This is a genomic window from Streptococcus oralis (assembly GCF_024399415.1).
Taxonomy (GTDB): Bacteria; Bacillota; Bacilli; order Lactobacillales; family Streptococcaceae; genus Streptococcus; species Streptococcus oralis_CS.
On sequence record NZ_CP029257.1, the window covers coordinates 1,347,030 to 1,365,769 of the forward strand.

General features: G+C 40.4%; 18 protein-coding genes. 4 read left to right on the top strand and 14 right to left on the bottom strand.

Annotation, left to right across the window (positions count from 1 at the left end):
- Positions 1 to 109: 109 nt before the first annotated feature.
- From DG474_RS06585 to DG474_RS06605, 5 genes are all read right to left on the bottom strand, one after another.
- On the bottom strand, positions 110 to 883 hold the full coding sequence (locus DG474_RS06585; RefSeq protein WP_255777728.1) for an HAD hydrolase family protein: 774 nt from the start codon (positions 881 to 883) through the stop codon (positions 110 to 112).
- Positions 884 to 887: 4 nt separating this feature from the next.
- Positions 888 to 1,745 carry a bifunctional methylenetetrahydrofolate dehydrogenase/methenyltetrahydrofolate cyclohydrolase gene (locus tag DG474_RS06590; protein ID WP_255777730.1) on the bottom strand — a complete coding sequence of 286 codons (858 nt, stop codon included), beginning with the start codon at positions 1,743 to 1,745 and terminating at the stop codon, positions 888 to 890.
- A gap of 148 nt (positions 1,746 to 1,893) precedes the next feature.
- Positions 1,894 to 2,214 (bottom strand): TfoX/Sxy family protein, encoded by a 321-nt coding sequence (locus DG474_RS06595; RefSeq protein WP_216728486.1) that lies wholly within the window; start codon positions 2,212 to 2,214, stop codon positions 1,894 to 1,896.
- A 33-nt stretch (positions 2,215 to 2,247) separates the two neighbouring features.
- A complete protein-coding gene (locus DG474_RS06600) occupies positions 2,248 to 2,982 on the bottom strand; it encodes an amino acid ABC transporter ATP-binding protein (RefSeq protein ID WP_255777731.1) in 735 nt (244 codons plus the stop codon).
- Entirely contained in the window at positions 2,982 to 3,665 is a 684-nt protein-coding gene (locus tag DG474_RS06605) for an amino acid ABC transporter permease (RefSeq protein ID WP_255777733.1), read from the bottom strand. The genes DG474_RS06600 and DG474_RS06605 overlap by 1 nt, the downstream gene beginning before the upstream one ends.
- Before the next feature lie 191 nt (positions 3,666 to 3,856).
- Between DG474_RS06605 and DG474_RS06610 the strand changes: the two genes are divergently transcribed.
- Together DG474_RS06610 and DG474_RS06615 are read left to right on the top strand one after the other, a co-directional pair.
- The gene (locus DG474_RS06610) at positions 3,857 to 4,087 is read left to right on the top strand and encodes a DUF1797 family protein (RefSeq protein WP_000443577.1); all 231 of its coding nucleotides are present in this window, start codon (positions 3,857 to 3,859) and stop codon (positions 4,085 to 4,087) included.
- Between the two features lie 238 nt (positions 4,088 to 4,325).
- Positions 4,326 to 6,584 carry an ATP-dependent Clp protease ATP-binding subunit gene (locus DG474_RS06615; RefSeq protein ID WP_255777734.1) on the top strand — a complete coding sequence of 753 codons (2,259 nt, stop codon included), beginning with the start codon at positions 4,326 to 4,328 and terminating at the stop codon, positions 6,582 to 6,584.
- 42 nt (positions 6,585 to 6,626) lie between these two features.
- On the opposite strand, the gene DG474_RS06620 is transcribed toward DG474_RS06615, so the two are convergent.
- Positions 6,627 to 7,241 (bottom strand): GyrI-like domain-containing protein, encoded by a 615-nt coding sequence (locus DG474_RS06620; RefSeq protein WP_000873101.1) that lies wholly within the window; start codon positions 7,239 to 7,241, stop codon positions 6,627 to 6,629.
- Positions 7,242 to 7,295: 54 nt separating this feature from the next.
- Positions 7,296 to 8,198, bottom strand: a complete 903-nt coding sequence (locus tag DG474_RS06625; RefSeq protein ID WP_255777735.1) for a helix-turn-helix transcriptional regulator — start codon at positions 8,196 to 8,198, stop codon at positions 7,296 to 7,298.
- Positions 8,199 to 8,384: 186 nt separating this feature from the next.
- Between DG474_RS06625 and DG474_RS06630 the strand changes: the two genes are divergently transcribed.
- Positions 8,385 to 8,837: an NUDIX hydrolase gene (locus DG474_RS06630; RefSeq protein ID WP_255777736.1), complete on the top strand. Its 453-nt coding sequence runs from the start codon at positions 8,385 to 8,387 to the stop codon at positions 8,835 to 8,837.
- Positions 8,838 to 8,895: 58 nt separating this feature from the next.
- Positions 8,896 to 9,195, top strand: coding sequence for a DUF1827 family protein (locus tag DG474_RS06635; protein ID WP_000767208.1), 300 nt, complete (start codon positions 8,896 to 8,898; stop codon positions 9,193 to 9,195).
- A 70-nt stretch (positions 9,196 to 9,265) separates the two neighbouring features.
- Here the strand turns inward: DG474_RS06635 and metK are convergent, their stop codons facing one another.
- From metK to ftsE, 7 genes are all read right to left on the bottom strand, one after another.
- A complete protein-coding gene (gene metK, locus DG474_RS06640) occupies positions 9,266 to 10,456 on the bottom strand; it encodes a methionine adenosyltransferase (protein ID WP_044021077.1) in 1,191 nt (396 codons plus the stop codon).
- Positions 10,457 to 10,742: 286 nt separating this feature from the next.
- Complete coding sequence (locus tag DG474_RS06645; protein WP_000361432.1) at positions 10,743 to 12,122, bottom strand: VWA domain-containing protein; 1,380 nt, start codon at positions 12,120 to 12,122, stop codon at positions 10,743 to 10,745.
- A gap of 241 nt (positions 12,123 to 12,363) precedes the next feature.
- Positions 12,364 to 13,707 carry a DEAD/DEAH box helicase gene (locus DG474_RS06650; protein WP_070569022.1) on the bottom strand — a complete coding sequence of 448 codons (1,344 nt, stop codon included), beginning with the start codon at positions 13,705 to 13,707 and terminating at the stop codon, positions 12,364 to 12,366.
- Positions 13,708 to 13,838: 131 nt separating this feature from the next.
- A complete protein-coding gene (locus tag DG474_RS06655; protein ID WP_247942725.1) occupies positions 13,839 to 14,654 on the bottom strand; it encodes an endonuclease/exonuclease/phosphatase family protein in 816 nt (271 codons plus the stop codon).
- Positions 14,655 to 14,705: 51 nt separating this feature from the next.
- Positions 14,706 to 16,892: a PTS transporter subunit IIBC gene (locus tag DG474_RS06660; protein ID WP_255777738.1), complete on the bottom strand. Its 2,187-nt coding sequence runs from the start codon at positions 16,890 to 16,892 to the stop codon at positions 14,706 to 14,708.
- 219 nt (positions 16,893 to 17,111) lie between these two features.
- Positions 17,112 to 18,038 carry a permease-like cell division protein FtsX gene (gene ftsX / locus DG474_RS06665; RefSeq protein WP_000625558.1) on the bottom strand — a complete coding sequence of 309 codons (927 nt, stop codon included), beginning with the start codon at positions 18,036 to 18,038 and terminating at the stop codon, positions 17,112 to 17,114.
- On the bottom strand, positions 18,031 to 18,723 hold the full coding sequence (ftsE, locus tag DG474_RS06670; protein ID WP_000022275.1) for a cell division ATP-binding protein FtsE: 693 nt from the start codon (positions 18,721 to 18,723) through the stop codon (positions 18,031 to 18,033). Before ftsE ends, ftsX begins: the two co-directional genes overlap by 8 nt.
- Between the last annotated feature and the right edge of the window lie 17 nt (positions 18,724 to 18,740).

An 18,740-nucleotide genomic window follows, 5' to 3' on the forward strand; every position in this document is an offset into this window, starting at 1 on the left:
GACTCTTTCTACTACAAATTGAATTCCATTAATATCTTTTTTAAACTTCAAATTTATAGTTTATAGACTGCATTACTCTACATAAAAAGAAGGCGAACCTCCTTCAACACTATTTTCCCTTAAATTCCGCAAAGGTCTGTAAGATTTTAGCTGCTACTGCTGGAGAAGGAGCTCCTTTTAGCTCTAACGTGTCATCTGCATATGGACTAAGACCAGCAAAATCTCCAATCTGGACAGAATAGAGCGACGTCTTAAACAGTTCAATATCGTTTTGGTCATTTCCAAAAGCGATGAAGTTCTCCCCACATAATTTTTCAACAGTTGTTGCCTTATGAGTATCCAAGGGATTAACATAAAGGCACTTTTCATGCGCATGATAGGAGAGATGAGCTAGCCCCAGTCTTTCTAACTGACCAAGTAGATCATCAAGCAAATCCTCGTGGTCTCCCATATAAACGACTACCTTAATCGGAGTCCCTAAGTTCTCGAGTTTCTGATGACGAGCTACCTTTAGGGGATCCACACTGGAAATAAATGGAATCTTCTCTACAATCTGACCACTATAGTCAAAGCAATCATCTACAAAGAAAGGGAGATTATAAGTCTGGCAATAATCCACTAGCGCCTGATAAACTCTAGCATTGAGATTCCTTTCAAAGATAGCCTGCCCCAGATGATAGGCTACGCCACCATTCAAACCTATAACCAAACGCTGACTGAGTTCAGGGCCTAATAAACCCAAGCAATCCCGATAAGAGCGAGCTGAGGCAAATACAAGATCATGCCCATAATCTTCAGCCTTTAAAAGAACCTGCTGAATCTCCTCATCTATGGTCATGTAGTCAAAAGATAGCGTTCCATCCAGGTCAAATACGAATTTCATCTTCCTAGTCCTTGTTTAGTGTTCGAAGCGCTGCCTGATAGGTTTGCTCCATTAGCATGGTAATAGTCATAGGTCCAACTCCACCCGGTACAGGTGTGATGTGACTAGCAAGTGGTGCAACGGCATCATAATCAACATCTCCACAAAGCTTGCCATTTTCATCTCGGTTCATCCCAACGTCAATGACAACCGCTCCTGGTTTGACAAAGTCAGCAGTCACAAACTTAGCGCGACCGATTGCAACCACAAGAATATCCGCCTTAGCAGCAATCTTGGCAAGATGATGGGTACGTGAGTGAGTCAAAGTCACTGTTGCATTTTTAGCCAAAAGAAGCTGAGCCATCGGTTTTCCAACAATATTTGAACGACCGATAACAACCGCATTTTTACCTTCTAGATCAATCCCATACTCATGAAACATCTCCATAATTCCTGCAGGTGTCGAAGGAATCATAACTGGATGCCCAGACCAGAGACGCCCCATGTTTAGGGGATGGAAACCATCCACGTCTTTTTCGGGGTCAATGGCTAATAAAACTGCCTCTTCGTCAATATGTTTTGGCAAAGGTAATTGAACCAAAATCCCATGCCAAGCTGGATCTTGATTGTATTTGGCAATCAAGTCTAACAATTCCGCTTGGGTAATGGTCTCTGGAACTCGCACTACTTCACTACGGAAGCCAGCAGCGAGAGCTGACCGTTCCTTGTTTCGAACGTAGACTTGGCTGGCAGGATTGTCCCCCACCAAAATCACTACCAATCCGGGAACTAGACCTGTTTCTTCTTTTAGTTTGGCAGTCTTTTCAGCCAACTGTCCTTGTAACTTAGCTGCAAGAGCCTTCCCATCAATAATCTGTGCCATATCTCTTCTCTTTTCTATCAAATATCCTCTATTATATCAAAAAATAACTCGCCATCCTAACACTTCTTTCCTAATGGACCTTATAGTCTGAAACTATAAGAAAAAGCCCTTGTCGAGCTTTTATGCCTATTTATACTAGGTAAAACTGTCATGCTTTCTTTTTGACTTTTGGAGCCGGTAAGACTTCATACATCTCCTTGATTAATCTCATTAGAAATGATTTATCTTCAATGTCTTCTATCAAAATCATCTCCTTAGCTCCTTCATAAGGACGTTCAAGCCTAGTCTGTCCCAGTTGATCCATGACCACCTTCACAGGCTTCAGTAACAAACGGTTATCATAGATTCCCCCAATAATCTTCCCACGATAATAAAGGATATACTCTCCCATCATTGGACGATAACTCATCTCCTCTAGCTCTGATAGCTGTTCGAGAATAAAATCTAAATATTCTTCACTGGAAGCCATGATGCCTACTCCATTTCTTCTAAAAATGAGGTATTACAAAACCTTACTCAAAAATTCCTTGGTTCGTTGTTCTTTTGTTTGATCAAAAATCTCCTCTGGTGTTCCATCTTCAACAACAACTCCATCCGCCATAAAGATAACACGGTCTGCTACCTCACGCGCAAAGCCCATTTCATGAGTCACAATCACCATAGTCATCCCTGACTTGGCAAGGTCTTGCATAACAGCTAGAACTTCTCCAACCATCTCAGGGTCTAGGGCTGAAGTCGGCTCATCAAAGAGCAAAACATCTGGTTCCATAGCAAGTCCACGTGCAATGGCAATCCGTTGCTGCTGACCACCTGATAAACTCTGAGGATAAGCCATCGCCTTATCTGGCAAACCAACTTTTTCTAACAGTTCCTGTGCTCCTTTCTCCGCAACTTCCTTGCTTTCACCTTTGGTTTTAATTGGGGACAAAGTGATATTTTCCATCACTGTCATATTGGGAAAGAGGTTGAATTGTTGGAATACCATGCCCATCTTTTCACGCATAGCAAAAAGGTCATTTTTCTTATCAGTGATATTAACTCCTTCAAAGATAACCTTGCCTTTACTTGCTTCTTCAAGTAGATTCATCGAACGAAGGAGGGTTGATTTCCCGCTCCCTGACGGACCGATAATGACCACAACTTCTCCTCGTTTAATCTCAAGGTTGATGCCTTTTAAAACTTCATTTTTCCCAAAAGACTTATGTAGTTCTTCAATTTTAATCAAGGTTTCTGTCATTATTTCTTGTCTCCTTGTCCAATATGTTTTTCAAATGCTTTCAACGCCACTGTCAAAACAGAGGTCATAATCAAATAGTAAAAGGCTGCAAATAAAAGGGGAGTCAACGGTAAATAAGTTGTTGTCGCTACAGTCGTTGCACCATTCCACAACTCCATCACCCCAATTGCCGACAAGAGGGAACTATCCTTGATAATGGTGATAAATTCATTTCCCAGAGCTGGAAGAATATTCTTGATAGCTTGTGGCAAAATGACATAACGCATGGCATTTTTCGGACGAATACCAAGAGAGTATGCGGCCTCTAACTGCCCTTTAGGAATCGCATTGATCCCCGCACGAACAGTTTCTGAAACGTAAGCTCCACTGTTCATAGAAATAATCAGAATACCAGGAATCAAACGAGAAAGATCAACTCCTAAAATTCCCACTTGGATAGTCGGAGCGTTGATATGCATAAGAGCAAAGGCAATCATAATCTGAACCATCATTGGAGTACCACGGAAAATCCATACATACACATTTGCAAACCAGACAAGAGGTTTAAAACGTGAACGTTGAGCAAAGGCCAATAAGACACCTAGAATAGTACCAAAAAAGACTACCAGAATTGAAATCACTACCGTGACAAGAGCACCATAATTAAAATAAGGTAAATACTTTGGTAAAAAGGAAAAATTCATATTCGATCAACTTTCTATGTGTTAGATTGTATGATTATAACATGAATTGAATTAAAATGCAATCCTTTTTCCCTAATTTTAACAATTAACTTGATAGAATAGAGAAATAGAGAGAAATCACAGTTTTTTTCTAGTCAACTACCTCTTGTTTATGGTAAAATAGTAACGATAAGAAATGGAGGAGAATCATAATGGAATCACATTTGGTTAGAATCATCAACCGCCTAGAAGCTATGACAAAAGATGGCGGAAATCTAAAACGTAATTTTGAACGTGAAGGAGTTGTCGTCGCAGAAGTTGCATACAGCCACGACGAAGAAAACGGATCACTCTTCACCCTTCGCGATGTAGAGGCTCGTGAAACTTATACCTTTGATAGCATTGATTTGATTGCAATGGAGATCTACGAACTCCTTTACTAATATAAAAACAGCGGGCAGTAAGTCCCGATGAATGAGAATCCTTTTTGTCACCACAAATGGGATTTTTTCTTACCTCCAATGTCGCTGGATTCTCCATAAATCCCTCTTTTAAAAACGACCACTTCCCAATCTTTTTACTTGCTTTACACCTTAATCATGCTATAATGAGAGTATAAAACTTTGACTATTTTTGACCTTTTTTCTTAGGCCAAGAATAAGAATGAAATGAGGTAGATGTATGCTCTGTCAAAACTGTAAAATTAACGACTCAACAATTCATCTGTATACCAATATCAATGGACAGCAAAAGCAAATTGATCTCTGTCAAAATTGCTATAAAATTATCAAAACAGACCCAAACAATACCCTCTTTAAAGGAATGACTGACCTAAACAATCGTGACTTTGATCCTTTCGGCGACTTTTTCAATGATTTGAACAATTTCAAACCTTCTTCAAATAACGTCCCTCCAACTCAATCTGGTGGGGGATATGGAGGAAACGGTGGTTATGGACCTCAAAACCGAGGCCCGCTTCAAACACCTCCTAGCCAAGAAAGAGGACTCCTAGAGGAATATGGTATCAACGTGACTGAAATAGCTCGTCGAGGAGATATTGACCCTGTTATTGGTCGAGATGAGGAGATTATCCGCGTTATCGAAATCCTCAACCGTCGAACCAAGAACAATCCTGTCCTTATCGGAGAACCAGGTGTTGGTAAAACAGCCGTTGTCGAAGGTTTAGCTCAGAAGATTGTCGATGGCGATGTTCCTCATAAACTCCAAGGCAAGCAGGTCATCCGTCTGGATGTGGTCAGTCTAGTCCAAGGAACAGGGATTCGAGGCCAATTTGAAGAACGTATGCAAAAACTCATGGAAGAAATCCGCGAACGCGAGGATATCATTCTCTTTATCGATGAAATCCATGAAATTGTTGGTGCAGGATCTGCTGGCGATGGCAATATGGATGCAGGAAATATCCTCAAACCTGCTCTTGCCCGTGGTGAATTGCAAATGGTTGGTGCCACTACTCTCAATGAATACCGCATCATTGAAAAAGATGCTGCTCTAGAGCGCCGTATGCAGCCTGTCAAGGTAGATGAACCAACTGTCGAAGAAACCATTATCATCCTCAAAGGGGTTCAAAAGAAATACGAAGACTACCATCACGTCAAGTATACTGATGCTGCTATCGAAGCTGCTGCAAATCTTTCCAACCGCTATATCCAAGACCGCTTCTTACCTGACAAGGCTATTGACCTTTTGGACGAAGCCGGTTCAAAGATGAATCTGACACTGAACTTTGTTGATCCTAAAGTGATTGATCAGCGTTTAATTGAAGCTGAAAATCTCAAGGCGCAAGCTACACGAGAGGAAGACTTTGAAAAGGCTGCTTATTTCCGCGATCAGATTGCCAAGTACAAAGAAATGCAAAAGAACAAGGTGACCGATCAGGATACTCCAATCATCAGCGAAAAAACAATCGAACATATCATTGAGCAAAAAACCAATATCCCTGTTGGAGAACTCAAAGAAAAAGAACAGTCTCAACTCATCCATCTAGCAGACGACCTCAAAGCTCATGTCATTGGTCAAGATGAAGCTGTCGATAAGATTGCCAAAGCCATCCGTCGTAATCGTGTTGGACTTGGAACTCCTAACCGGCCAATCGGAAGCTTCCTCTTTGTCGGACCAACTGGTGTCGGTAAAACAGAACTTTCCAAACAACTAGCCATTGAGCTCTTTGGTTCTGCTGACAGCATGATTCGCTTTGATATGAGTGAATACATGGAAAAACACAGTGTAGCTAAATTGGTCGGAGCCCCTCCAGGCTATGTAGGCTATGATGAAGCTGGGCAACTGACTGAAAAAGTTCGTCGCAATCCTTACTCACTCATCCTTCTCGATGAAGTTGAAAAAGCACACCCAGATGTCATGCACATGTTCCTTCAAGTCTTGGACGATGGTCGTTTGACAGATGGGCAAGGACGTACAGTTAGCTTTAAGGATGCTATCATTATCATGACCTCAAATGCGGGTACTGGTAAGGCCGAAGCCAGCGTTGGTTTTGGGGCGGCTCGCGAAGGACGTACCAACTCTGTTCTCGGCGAACTCGGCAACTTCTTTAGTCCGGAGTTTATGAACCGTTTTGACGGCATCATCGAATTTAAACCTCTCAGCAAGGACAACCTTCTCCAAATCGTCGAACTCATGCTTGCAGATGTCAACAAACGCCTCTCTAGCAACAATATCCACCTCTATGTGACAGACAAGGTCAAAGAAAAGTTGGTTGACTTGGGATATGATCCAAAAATGGGGGCGCGTCCACTCCGCCGTACTATTCAAGACCATATCGAGGATGCCATCACTGACTACTACCTTGAAAATCCAAGTGAAAAAGACCTCAAGGCAGTTATGACAAACAATGGCAAAATTCAAATCAAATCTGCTAAAAAAACTGAAAAAACAGAAGAGATTACTTCTGAAATAGAAGAATAAATCTCATAAAAAGAACAGGAAACAAGATTTCCTGTTCTTTTTTTAATTCTCTTCTTGAACTTGATAGCGAAGAATTGTTTTCAATTTGCTTGGCTCCGTTCGATGAAGATTAGTGAGATAAATTTCTCGGTGTACTTCCGAAGTTCTTTTGAGTTTATGAAGTTGACAAAAATGCTCCATCTCTGCAAAAGTCTCATTTTCAGTATCAAAAGGTCCTACATGAAGCATAGCAAGGCTTTGGCCTTCTTCTATCATTTCAAAACGAATAGCCTCATAGAGAATATTTGGCTTCTTGATTTTGACCTCTTCCAAAGCTTTTTCAAATAGTTCTCTCGTAATAAAATCGGGTTGCCCAATCATAATGCTATAAGAAAGCTCACTTTTTACCAGTTCTCCCTCCTTCTCCTTTTTCCATACACCTTCTAAAGGAAAGACAGTAAAATCAGTGTAAACCTCATCCAGAGGAGCTTTTTTATACTTCATCTTTATCGCATAGGCTAAGGCATATAAGGCCCCTACGCGTTCTGAAAAATCTTCTTGATTTGGATCACCTTTACCATCAATCACGATATAGGATTGACCTAGTACCTGCAGGATGCTGGGACTAGCTTTCACTTGATAAAGATCTTTTGCTTCCTTTCTCCATTCGTATTTCATTTGGTTCCTCTCCTTTCTATCTCTAGTATAGCACCAAAACCCTGACATCTTTTGTCAAGGTTTGTAAAGTTTTTGGATTTTTTCTACTCTAGAAAGCAATTCCTTCTTCAGATGATTGGGGGCGAGTATTTCCACCCCATCTAGATAAGACAGGAGGTAAGTATACAGACTTTCATGCTCTGGTAGGACTGTCTTGACATAATAACACCCATCTTTCCCCAAGCTAATCTCATCTTCTGAAAAATCTTCATAAACCCGGAAAGCAAGCTTGGGACTAAACTTCAAGGAAACTTCGATTTGATGTGCCACTTGATCTGAACCATCAACCCAATCCTCCACATTTTTCTGCTTCACAGTTTCAGTTGTTAGGTGATAATTCCTAATTCTAGACAATTTGAAAAAACGCCACTCTTCCTTCAAACAACAGTAGGCATGAAGGTACCAATCTCTCTTTTTAAATACGAGTTTAAAGGGTTCGACTGTACGAATCGTTTTCTGACCACCCCCACCTAGATAAGTAATCACCAGTTGCCTTTTCTCTAGAATAGCATGTTTGATGTTATCAAATAATTCTTTTTGACCTTCTCGCTTCCTCCAGTCAGTTAAGTCTACTTCTATCCAAGGGCTAGTAGAAACTTGAAAAATAGATTCCAACTTTTCAAGTAACAGGTCTTGCCTTTCATCGGTCAGGGCTTGAATCCCTTGCAAAGCTGACAGAAGTTCTAATTTTTCATCCTCCGATACGAGAGTACGATCCAGAACAAAGTCCTTCATTAAAAAGATTCCGCCCGCCTTCCCAGGAACTGAATAAAGGGGAATCCCTGCCATACTCAACCGCTCAATATCACGATAAATCGTTCGTACAGATACTTCAAATAATCGGGCTAATTCAGGAGCCGTTGTACTGCCTTTTTCTAAAAGTAGATATAGGATACGAAATAGTCTTGATTCTGCCATAAAATCACCTCTCTTTTATTATACCAGTTATAGTGCTAGGTCTGGAAAGTTTAACGAGACAAGGATTGACCAAGACAAAGTAGCTTTTTCTGCACCTTTTTTTACTAAAATAAATGTAAAACCTTGACAGCTTGCCCCTCGTCCATTATGATAATAATAAAGATACTAGATAATGAGGAAAATGCAATGGCAAACCCAACTTTTGGTGAAAAAAGAGAGAATGTGGCCTACCAGCCCCGCTATGGTGTGTACGCAGTTATTCCTGATGCGGAGAAAAAACAAATTGTCCTAGTCCAAGCTCCCAATGGGGCTTGGTTCTTGCCAGGTGGAGAGATTGAAGCAGACGAAGATCATCAAGAAGCACTGAAGAGAGAACTAATCGAAGAACTTGGCTTTACAGCTGAGATTGGAACCTATTATGGGCAAGCTGATGAGTATTTCTACTCTCGCCACCGTGATACCTACTACTACAATCCAGCTTATCTCTATGAAGCTACTTCTTTCCAAAAAGTACAAAAACCATTGGAAGATTTTAATCATATTGCTTGGTTCCCTATTGATGAAGCAATTGAAAAACTCAAACGTGGTAGCCATAAATGGGGAATAGAAGCTTGGAAAATCCAGCATGGAATTGGCTAAAATACACGATTTTATCCAAAAAGTGCTATAATAGAGTTAGAAAATCGGAGGAACTGTTATGAAGCTTATCAATACGACAAACTCACACTCGCAACTTGTAAAAAGCCAATTAGAAAGCACAGACGCAACTCTTGTCGAGGTCTATTCTGCTGGAAACACAGATGTAGTTTTCACACAAGCCCCGCTTCACTATGAAATCCTCATTTCCAACAAACACCGTGCTATTCGTGAACCTGAAATCGAAACCATCCAAGACTTCTTCTTGAAACGTAAAATCGATAAAGGAAGCATTGATGAAGCCAATATCAAGACGCTTTATTCAGATAAATTGATTGAGATTTCAATCCCTGTAAAATAAGAAAACCAGCCAAAAGCTGGTTTTCTTTTGCAAAAAAGATTGGTAGTGCACAGCTACCAATCTTTTAGTTTTATTTCACAGCTTCTTTTAATGCATCTACCTTATCCAAACGTTCCCATGGAAGGTCAATATCTGTACGTCCCATGTGTCCATATGCCGCTGTTTGACGGTAAATTGGACGTTTGAGGTCCAACATTTGGATAATTCCTGCTGGGCGAAGGTCAAAGATTTGACGAGCCGCTTTCTCAAGTTTGCTTTCAGCTACTGTTCCTGTACCAAAAGTATCGATACGAACAGAAACAGGCTGCGCCACCCCGATAGCATAGGCCAATTGCACTTCTGCCTTCTTAGCCAAACCTGCTGCAACGATATTCTTGGCAATGTAGCGAGCTGCATAAGAGGCTGAACGGTCCACTTTCGTCGCATCCTTACCAGAGAAGGCACCACCACCATGGCGAGAGTAGCCACCATAGGTATCTACGATAATCTTACGACCAGTCAAACCTGAGTCCCCTTGAGGTCCACCGATTACAAAGCGACCAGTTGGATTGATGAAGAATTTGGTTTGCTCATCCAAGTAAGAAGCTGGAATAACTTCCTTGATAACTTTGCTAATCACATCATTGTGAATTTGTTCATTGCTAACTTCTGGGTCGTGCTGAGTTGAAATAACGACTGTATCCACACGTACTGGACGATCATTTTCATCATACTCAACCGTAACTTGTGATTTAGCATCTGGACGAAGATAGCTGATTTCACCAGACTTACGAAGTTCTGCCAAACGACGAACCAACTTATGACTGAGTGAGATTGGCAATGGCATGAGTTCTTCTGTCTCATCCACTGCAAACCCAAACATGAGACCTTGGTCTCCAGCACCAATCAAGTCCAGTGGATCTTGATCTGCATTTCCACGAACTTCCAAGGCTTCGTTAACTCCTTGGGCGATATCTGGTGACTGCTCAACAAGTGACGGATGAACTCCCACCGTCTCCGCAGAAAAACCATACTCTGTATTGGTATAACCAATCTCTGCAATGGTATCACGAACCACTCGGTTAATATCTACATAAGCATGTGTAGAAATTTCACCAAAAACATGGACCGAACCTGTGTATACAGCTGTCTCGGCAGCAACGTGCGCATCTGGATCCTTTGCTAAAATAGCATCCAAAATCGCATCTGAAATTTGGTCTGCAATCTTATCCGGATGCCCCTCAGATACAGATTCAGACGTGAATAATTTACGTTCTGACATAAAAATGTCCCCCCTTAAAAAATATTGTTATAGAGTTACAAAGTACTGATAGAAAATTCTACCATCTTATCGGGACTATATAACCTTATCATTATACCACTTTTTACTTTTTTTTGCAGTATTTTCTCGAAATCGAAAAAAGAACCTTACGGCTCTTTTCTCATCATAAAAATTCGGCTTGTACTCCATAATACAGAAGATTATACCTATGCTAATCTGCATACTTTGTTTACAAACTACCTATTTTTTTATCACAATGTTCTTACAAACAATCTTCCAGTTAGGCTTACTGTTCCTTAGACTTTCTATTGCTTACAGTTAAGCCAAGTCCAGCCATTAGGAGGCCAAGTCCTACAATACCATAGTTCGCTGTATCATTACTTCCTGTATCAGGGAGTTTCGCCACTTCTTTTTTATAAGCTGTAGCTACTGGAACTGTGGTAGTTGGAGTCGCACTTCCTGTCTGAGCAACAGGTAGTGTTGTACGACGTTCTAGGTAAAATTGGTAATTATCTTTCGTTACCTTGTAATTGTGTCCTTCAGTCACAGTTTCAACAATCCATGTAGTTGCATCCTTAGTTAAAGAATCAGCCAAGTTACGATTAATATTCATTAATCGACCTTCAGATACAAAATCTTTATAGCTAATATCGGTCCCTGTCGAAGTTGCAACAATTCTTTCGATTTTTGCGGCTTTCAAAGACGCAAGAGTATTCGCCATCGTTGGAATTGAAGGATCCTCCTTCATTGGAGCATCTGTCAACAATACGACAAACTTTTTATTTTTAGGTGACTTAGACCAGTCGTAGGTTGAAACAATTTGTGTAAGAGTAGGTGTAGATGTTTCAGGGAAGTCTCCACCATGTGCAAGCTTAATGCCTGCTAAGGCTTTTTCAAGCTCAGCTGGGTCAGAGGTAAAATAAGATTCATTAAATTTTGTTAAAATTGTACCCTCATCTGCTAATCCACCTATACGTCCATATACTTCATCACTAAAGGTAGCTAATCCAAAACGTGCTGCTACTCCATCTTTAGCAAGATTTCTTGCAAACTCATTGATATTGTTACGGACAGTGTCAATAGTTCGAGACATAGATGCTGAACGGTCAACAACAAAAACGATATCGGCAGAGTTAGATTTTGAAATCGTTCTTGTCGCTTTCTTGATTTCGACTGTAGTTGTTTTATCAACACGTTCATATTGGGTATAAGAATTTCCATCTTCATCTTTCCCACTCACTGTACTCTCAGTTGTTTCAGTCTTTGGAGCAGGAAGTTCTTCACTTTTTACAGGTGCCACTTCTGTCTTTGTGACTTCGACTGTTGCAGTTTCTTCATGAATCTTTTGATCACCTTCTTGGCGTTCTTTCACGTCAATAGGTGAAACCTTCTTAGAAACATCAACAAGTTCTCCAGGTTTTGCATCTGATTGGTTAACGACTGGTTTCGCCTCATCAGCTTTAATTTCTGCTACAGCAGCTTCGACTGCCGATTTATTTGCTTCGGTTTTCTTTACTGTTTCAGCTGAAGTAGATGCCGGTTGTGTTGTTTCATCTGCAGACACTTGTCCGACCTGAGCAAAAGCAAACAAAATTGCTACAGAAGCCAACCCAACTTTCATTTTACGGAATGAAAAACGTTGTTGTTTCATAAATGATTTATCCATAGAAGTCCCCTTTTCTTTTCACGGATCAAATGATATAATCCGATTGTTTTATAGTATGATAACACAATTTTGTATAGTTTTCAATTTTTTTCCTTACGATTTCAATAAAATATTGCTCTAAAGAATGTTTTAAAGCAATTACTGTTTTATAAATCAAATTATTTAAAATATATAATTATTATCTCCTTTGAATATTTCCGGAAATAAAAACTCAGTAGAATCAGGTGATTCTACTGAGTTCTTAAAATGTTTGGCGTTTGGCTTTTCGCTCTGCACGGCCACGTGCACGATTTTCAGCACGCTTGGTTTTGCGACGTTTTTCATCCACCGCCCATTGAATCTTCTTCTTATAGCCTGGTTTGACTTTTTTCTTTTTCTTTTTGACCAAGCCAATCATTTCGATATCAAGCTTATCCTGCTTCTTTTCACGATTGGCACGACGATCACGGTCATAGGTATCTTGAAACTCTCCGTCTTTGACCATCTTAGGAGTAAACTTGATTCCTAATTTCTCCAACTCACGGATATCCGAGTCATCACTAGGCTGGTAAAGGGTAATCGCTGTACCAGGCAGTCCGTTGCGTCCAGTACGTCCAACACGGTGAACAAAGAAAGACAAGTCTTGCGGAATGGCATCATTGATAACATGGCTGACCCCTTCAATGTCAATTCCACGCGCTGCCAAGTCTGTTGCAACAATGTACTCAAAATCCAGATTTTTCACCTGATTCATGATCCGTTTGCGTTCACGAGGAGCAATATCTCCATGAATCTTTGCCACCTTCAAGCCTTGAGCAGTCAAGTAAGAATGCAATTCATCAGCACGCGTTTTTGTGTTAACAAAAATCATAGCTAAATAAGGCTGCATCAACTGAGTCAGTTGGTAAATCTGAGCATTCTTATCACGGCCCTTGGTCGAAATCAACCAGTTATCAATGGTATCTGAGATGACTGTCTTAGTCTTAATTTTTTCCATGACAGGATTTGACAAGTATTTCTTCAAGAACGGTTGCAATTTTTGTGGAATAGTTGCTGAAAAGACCATGAATTGCAAGTCTTTTGGAAGGCTTCCTGCAATCTTATCAACGGTTTCCAAGAATCCCATATCCAAGGTCATATCGGCTTCATCAATTACAAAGGTCTTGGCCTTGTGAATAGCCAAATCACCAGATTTGACCAAGTCATAGATACGACCTGGCGTTCCGATAACGATATGAGGCTGGTTGCTGGCAAGTTTTTCAATCTGACGCGCCTTATCCGTACCACCCACATAATTCACCACACGAACTTCGACATCTGAGTGAGCTGCAATCTGACGAGCTGCTTGGTAGATTTGAGTGGCCAACTCACGACTTGGTGCAGTAATGACCGCTTGCACACTATCGCTAGTTTCATCTAATTGTTGGAAAATTGGTAATAAGAAAGTATGAGTCTTTCCTGAACCTGTTTTCGACTCGCCCACCAAGTCACGACCTGCCAGTACAATAGGGATTAATTTTTCTTGCACCTCTGTAGGAGTTGCAAATTTCAACTCCTCCAAGGCTTCTACTATATAATTTTTAAATTGAAATTTCTTAAATGACATACTATCCTCGATTCTATCCTTTCAATTATACCACATTTTGTCCTATTGCAGTAGTCCCATTTGAGTCTCAGTCCTGTAGTAAAGATCCAAGTAACTTAAAAGGTTGGAACCTCTGATTCCAACCTCTTTCATTATTTCCAGGTCAATACAGCATTCAAACCATAATGATCACTGACTTGTGGACTATTCTGCCCATCAAAAACTACTTGTAAACTCTCTACTTCTAACTCTTTGGTCGTAAAGACGTAGTCGATTCGTAGTGGTTCAGTATTGCCTTTCCAACCATCAATTTCTGGTGGTACTGTATAGCTACCACTTCTTTCTTTTGCAACTTCAAACGCGTCTTGTAATCCTAATGGGCTAGCTAAAATCGCTTGATAGCCTTCCTGACCAGCTGGATTATTAAAATCACCCGCTAAAATTAGAGGTTTCTTCAACTCTTTTAGTACAGCCTCAAATCGTGCCCATTCTTCTTGGAAACCTTTATCCCACCAAGAGAGATGAACACTTGCAAGAGCAAGTTCCTTGCCTTCAACCTCTGTCTCAGCCAAGGCAACACGGCGAGTATGATAGTCTGTTGGATCATCTACATCCGAAACTAAAATTTCTCTGGCTTTAATCGGTGTCTTAGATAAGATAGCTACTCCTTCATGGTAGCGGTCATAGCCAATATGATTGTAAGCCCAAGTCCAGTAGTAGTTTTTCCCTTTCTCAGACAATTTTTCAACCAAAAGTCTAACATAGTGATCCTGATGAATGGGTTCTGCTGATGGTAAAGCTTGATAGTGATTGTTAACCTCTACCTCCGGCGAAGTCATTTCTTGATTAATTTCTTGAAAACAAATCAAATCATAATCTTTGTCAAGAATATCTTGGAGCAAGATTTGGAATTTTTCCTCTGCTTCCTTCTCCATCCAACTGTGGGTATTGAGTGTTAGAAATTTCATGCATTTCTCCTAAAACAAGAGGTTGGAAAACAGCTTCCAACCCCAAGTATATTACAATTCTACTTTAGCAACTGCTGTTTTGGCTGCAAGAGAACCTGTTTGTTCTAATTTAACTGATTTGAGGACATCACCATTTGTGAAGACAACCACTGTTGATGTTTTGCGTCCTGCTTCTCGAATAGCATCCAAGTCAGCTGTGACAAGAAGATCACCAGCAGCTACTTTTTGTCCTTCAGAGACATGAACAGTAAATGGTTTTCCTTCAAGACTTACTGTATCCAAACCAATATGAACAAGCACTTCAAGACCTGAGTCAGTGACAAGACCAAGAGCGTGTTTTGTTGGGAAGATACTTGATACAGTACCAGTAACTGGAGATACAATGTTACCATTTGCTGGTTCTACTGCAAATCCATCACCCATCATTTTTTGAGCAAAAACTGGATCTTCCACTTGTTCCAAAGCAACAACTTGACCGTCAGCTACTGAGTAAACTTCTTCAGTTACACCTTTGTAGTGTACAGTATTTTGTTGGTTTTCTGTCATTTGGCTTGGAAGAGTTTCAGGAATAATTTCACCTGAGTCAAGAATATCTTGGATATCAGATTTCAATACGTCAGCTTTTGGTCCGTAGATAGCTTGGACACCTTGTCCTTTCATGACAAGACCCATAGCTCCTTCTGCTTTCCATTGTTCCTCAGTACCAACGCGATCTGCATCTTTAACAGTTACACGAAGACGAGTCATACATGCATCCACATCTACGATATTTGCACGACCACCAAGAAGGTTAATGATATTTACGGCTTGAGAAGCTGCTGCAACTTTTGGAGTTCCAGGAGTTGCTTCTTCTGATGCTCCTTCAGATGTTTCGTAGTTTCCGTTACGTCCTGGAGTTGCGTAGTTGAATTTCTTAATCATGAAGTTGGCAATGAAGTACATGATAACCGCAAAGAGAACAGTTACCCAGATAAAGTTAACGATATCCATACCAATACCAGCATTAATTGCCAATGGTGTACGAGTCAAGAATTCAATTGAACCGAATGAGTGGACACGAAGGTGAACAATATCTGCCATAGCAAAGGCAGCACCTTGAACTAGTGAGTATACAAGGTAAAGAGGTGTTGCGATGAACATGAACATGTACTCGATTGGTTCAGTAACCCCTGTCAAGAATGTTGCAAGAGCTGTCGCAATCATCATACCCTTGTATTGGTGTTTCTTGTCAGCATCAACATTGCGGTAGATAGCAACGATGACACCCATCAAGATACCAAATGAACCGATCATTTGTCCAACTTTGAAACGAGCTGGAGTGACTGTTGTAAGAAGGTGTTGGTATTGGTCAGCATTTGAACCTTTAAGGTTAACAAGGTCAGTTACCCATGCAAGCCAAAGTGGATCTTGACCAAATACTTGTGTTCCTTTTGCTGCACCAGTTAACACTTCGTATGTTCCACCAAGAGCTGTGTAGTTCATTGGGATTGTCAACATGTGGTGAAGACCGAATGGCAAGAGCAAACGTTCCAAAGTACCATACAAGAATGGTGCAAGGACTGGAGCAGTTTCTTGTGAGTTGGCAATCCAAATACCAAAGTTGTTGATACCTGTTTGAACTACTGGCCAAAAGGCAGCAAGTAGAATTGCAGCAATAGTTGAACGAAGAATAACGACGAATGGTACGAAACGTTTACCATTGAAGAATGAAAGGGCATCAGGAAGTTTACGGAAGTTGTAGTATTTGTTATAAGCTGTTGCCCCAACAAAACCAGAGATAATCCCTACGAAAACCCCCATGTTAAGCGCTGGTGCCTCAAGAACGCTGATAAAGTAGTCAGCAACCTTGATTGAACCACCAAAGAAGGTAGTAACCATTGCTTCAGGGTTTTTCAACATATCACCTGTAACACCGAAGATAGTACCTGTAATACGGTTAATCAAGATAAAGGCAAGTCCGGCTGCAAATGCACCACCTGCACGTTCTTTTGCCCAGCTTCCCCCAATAGCAAGGGCGAACAAGATATGAAGGTTACCGATAACCCCCCAACCAATTTGCTCAAGGATTCCACCTGTAATCACTAGAGGAGCAAGGTTTGGGTCGATCATCACGATTGATTTACCGATTGAGATCATCAATCCCGCCGCTGGCATAACGGCGATAACCACCATTAAAGCCTTACCGAATTTTTGCCAAAATTCGAAAGACAAGACATTTTTGAATGTAGCTTTCATCATTCAAATCTCCTTTATTTTATTTAGGCAAACGTTTTACGAAAACGTTTGCATTTGGTTATGTATTAATTATACCACTTTTATTTTTTTTGTAAAGGCTTTTATAAAAAAATTGTCTATTTTTTTTAATTTTTAAAAAGGAAAAAGAGAAGTTTACGAAAACTTCTCTTTTAAAAATGTATTATTTTTCTGATTTGTTCTGCAATTTGCATTTAAATCCAACTAGATCTTCAAGAATCGACGCATCGAAATCCCTGAACCAATTGAACCAATGAAAATTCCAATTATAAATAATAGGACTGTCATCAGAGGAATAAACACATCTGGTGTAATCATTGACAAGTTTTGACCTACCAAGGATTTATTGACAGATTGATAAACCATATTGTAAACAAAGAATACAAGGACTGAAGGAATCGCTGCACCAAGCAAGCCAATAAAAGCACCTTCTAGCAAGAATGGACCACGGATATAGCCATTTTTCGCTCCTACAAGACGCATGATCTGAATCTCACGACTACGTGAAATAATAGTGATACGAATGGTATTGGAAATGAGGAAGACTGCGATAAAAATCAAGAGCCCTGCAATAACCAATCCCCAAACACGGATAAAGGAAGCTAGTTCAAAAAGTCTTTGAGTGTTGGCTCCACCATCTTGAACCTCTGATACTCCCTCAATTTTTTTAGCTTCTTCAGCTACCGTTTTAACATCACTCGGAGAATTTGTATCAACGACATAAGCATCATAGAGAGGGTTTGCATCCCCTTCAAAGACCTTCCAATCGTCACCCATTGTTTCCGTTAGTTTTTCGTACTGTTCTTCTTTACTTGAGAAGGTAACACTTTTAACAGCAGGCATAGCTTTCAAAGCATCATAGACCTTGTGGTAGTCATTATTGGTAACTGTCTGACCTTCTTTTTCAATCGTTTCACTGTTATCAGCTACATCCTTACGAATGTAAACCATGACCCGAACGTTGTTTTCAATGTCGGTAGCCAGTTTTGCTGTATTAAAAATTACAGATGCAAACAGGGCAACGAGTGTTAAGGTAATCATAACCGAACTCACTGCTGCTACTGTCATCCAGCCATTTCGTTTTAAACTTTTTAATGATTCAAATAAATGGCGAAAAAATCTACTAATCATCGTATCCATATTCTCCTTTAGCTTCGTCACGAACGACACGGCCATTTTCAATGGCAATGACACGGTGGCGCAAGGTATTTACAATCTGGCTATTGTGAGTTGCCATCAAGACAGTAGTACCTTGGAGATTGATGCGTTCCAACAGATTCATAATTTCCCATGAATTATCTGGGTCCAAGTTTCCCGTTGGTTCATCGGCAATCAATACTTTAGGATTGTTGACAATCGCACGCGCAATCGCAATCCGTTGCTGCTCTCCACCTGAGAGTTCATTAGGGAAAGAGCGAACCTTATGTTTCAAACCAACCAGGTCCAATACTTCCATAACACGTTTTTTGATGTTGCGACGGCTCTCACCGATTACTTCCATTGCATAGGCAATATTCTCATAAACAGTCTTCTTAGGCAAGAGTTTGTAATCCTGAAAGACTACCCCAACACTACGACGTAGCAGTGGGACATCTTTCTTCTTAATTTTAACTAAATTAAAGCCTGCAACTGTTAGGCTTCCTTTTTCGATCTTTACTTCTCGGTATAAAGCTCGAATAAAGGTTGACTTACCTGCCCCAGAAGGTCCTACGATATAGGCAAACTCTCCTGGTTCAATGGTAACAGATACTCCACGCAGGGCAGTCGTTCCATTGTCATACTTTTTGACAACATCTCTCATTTCAATGATTGACATATGAGTTCCTTTCTATC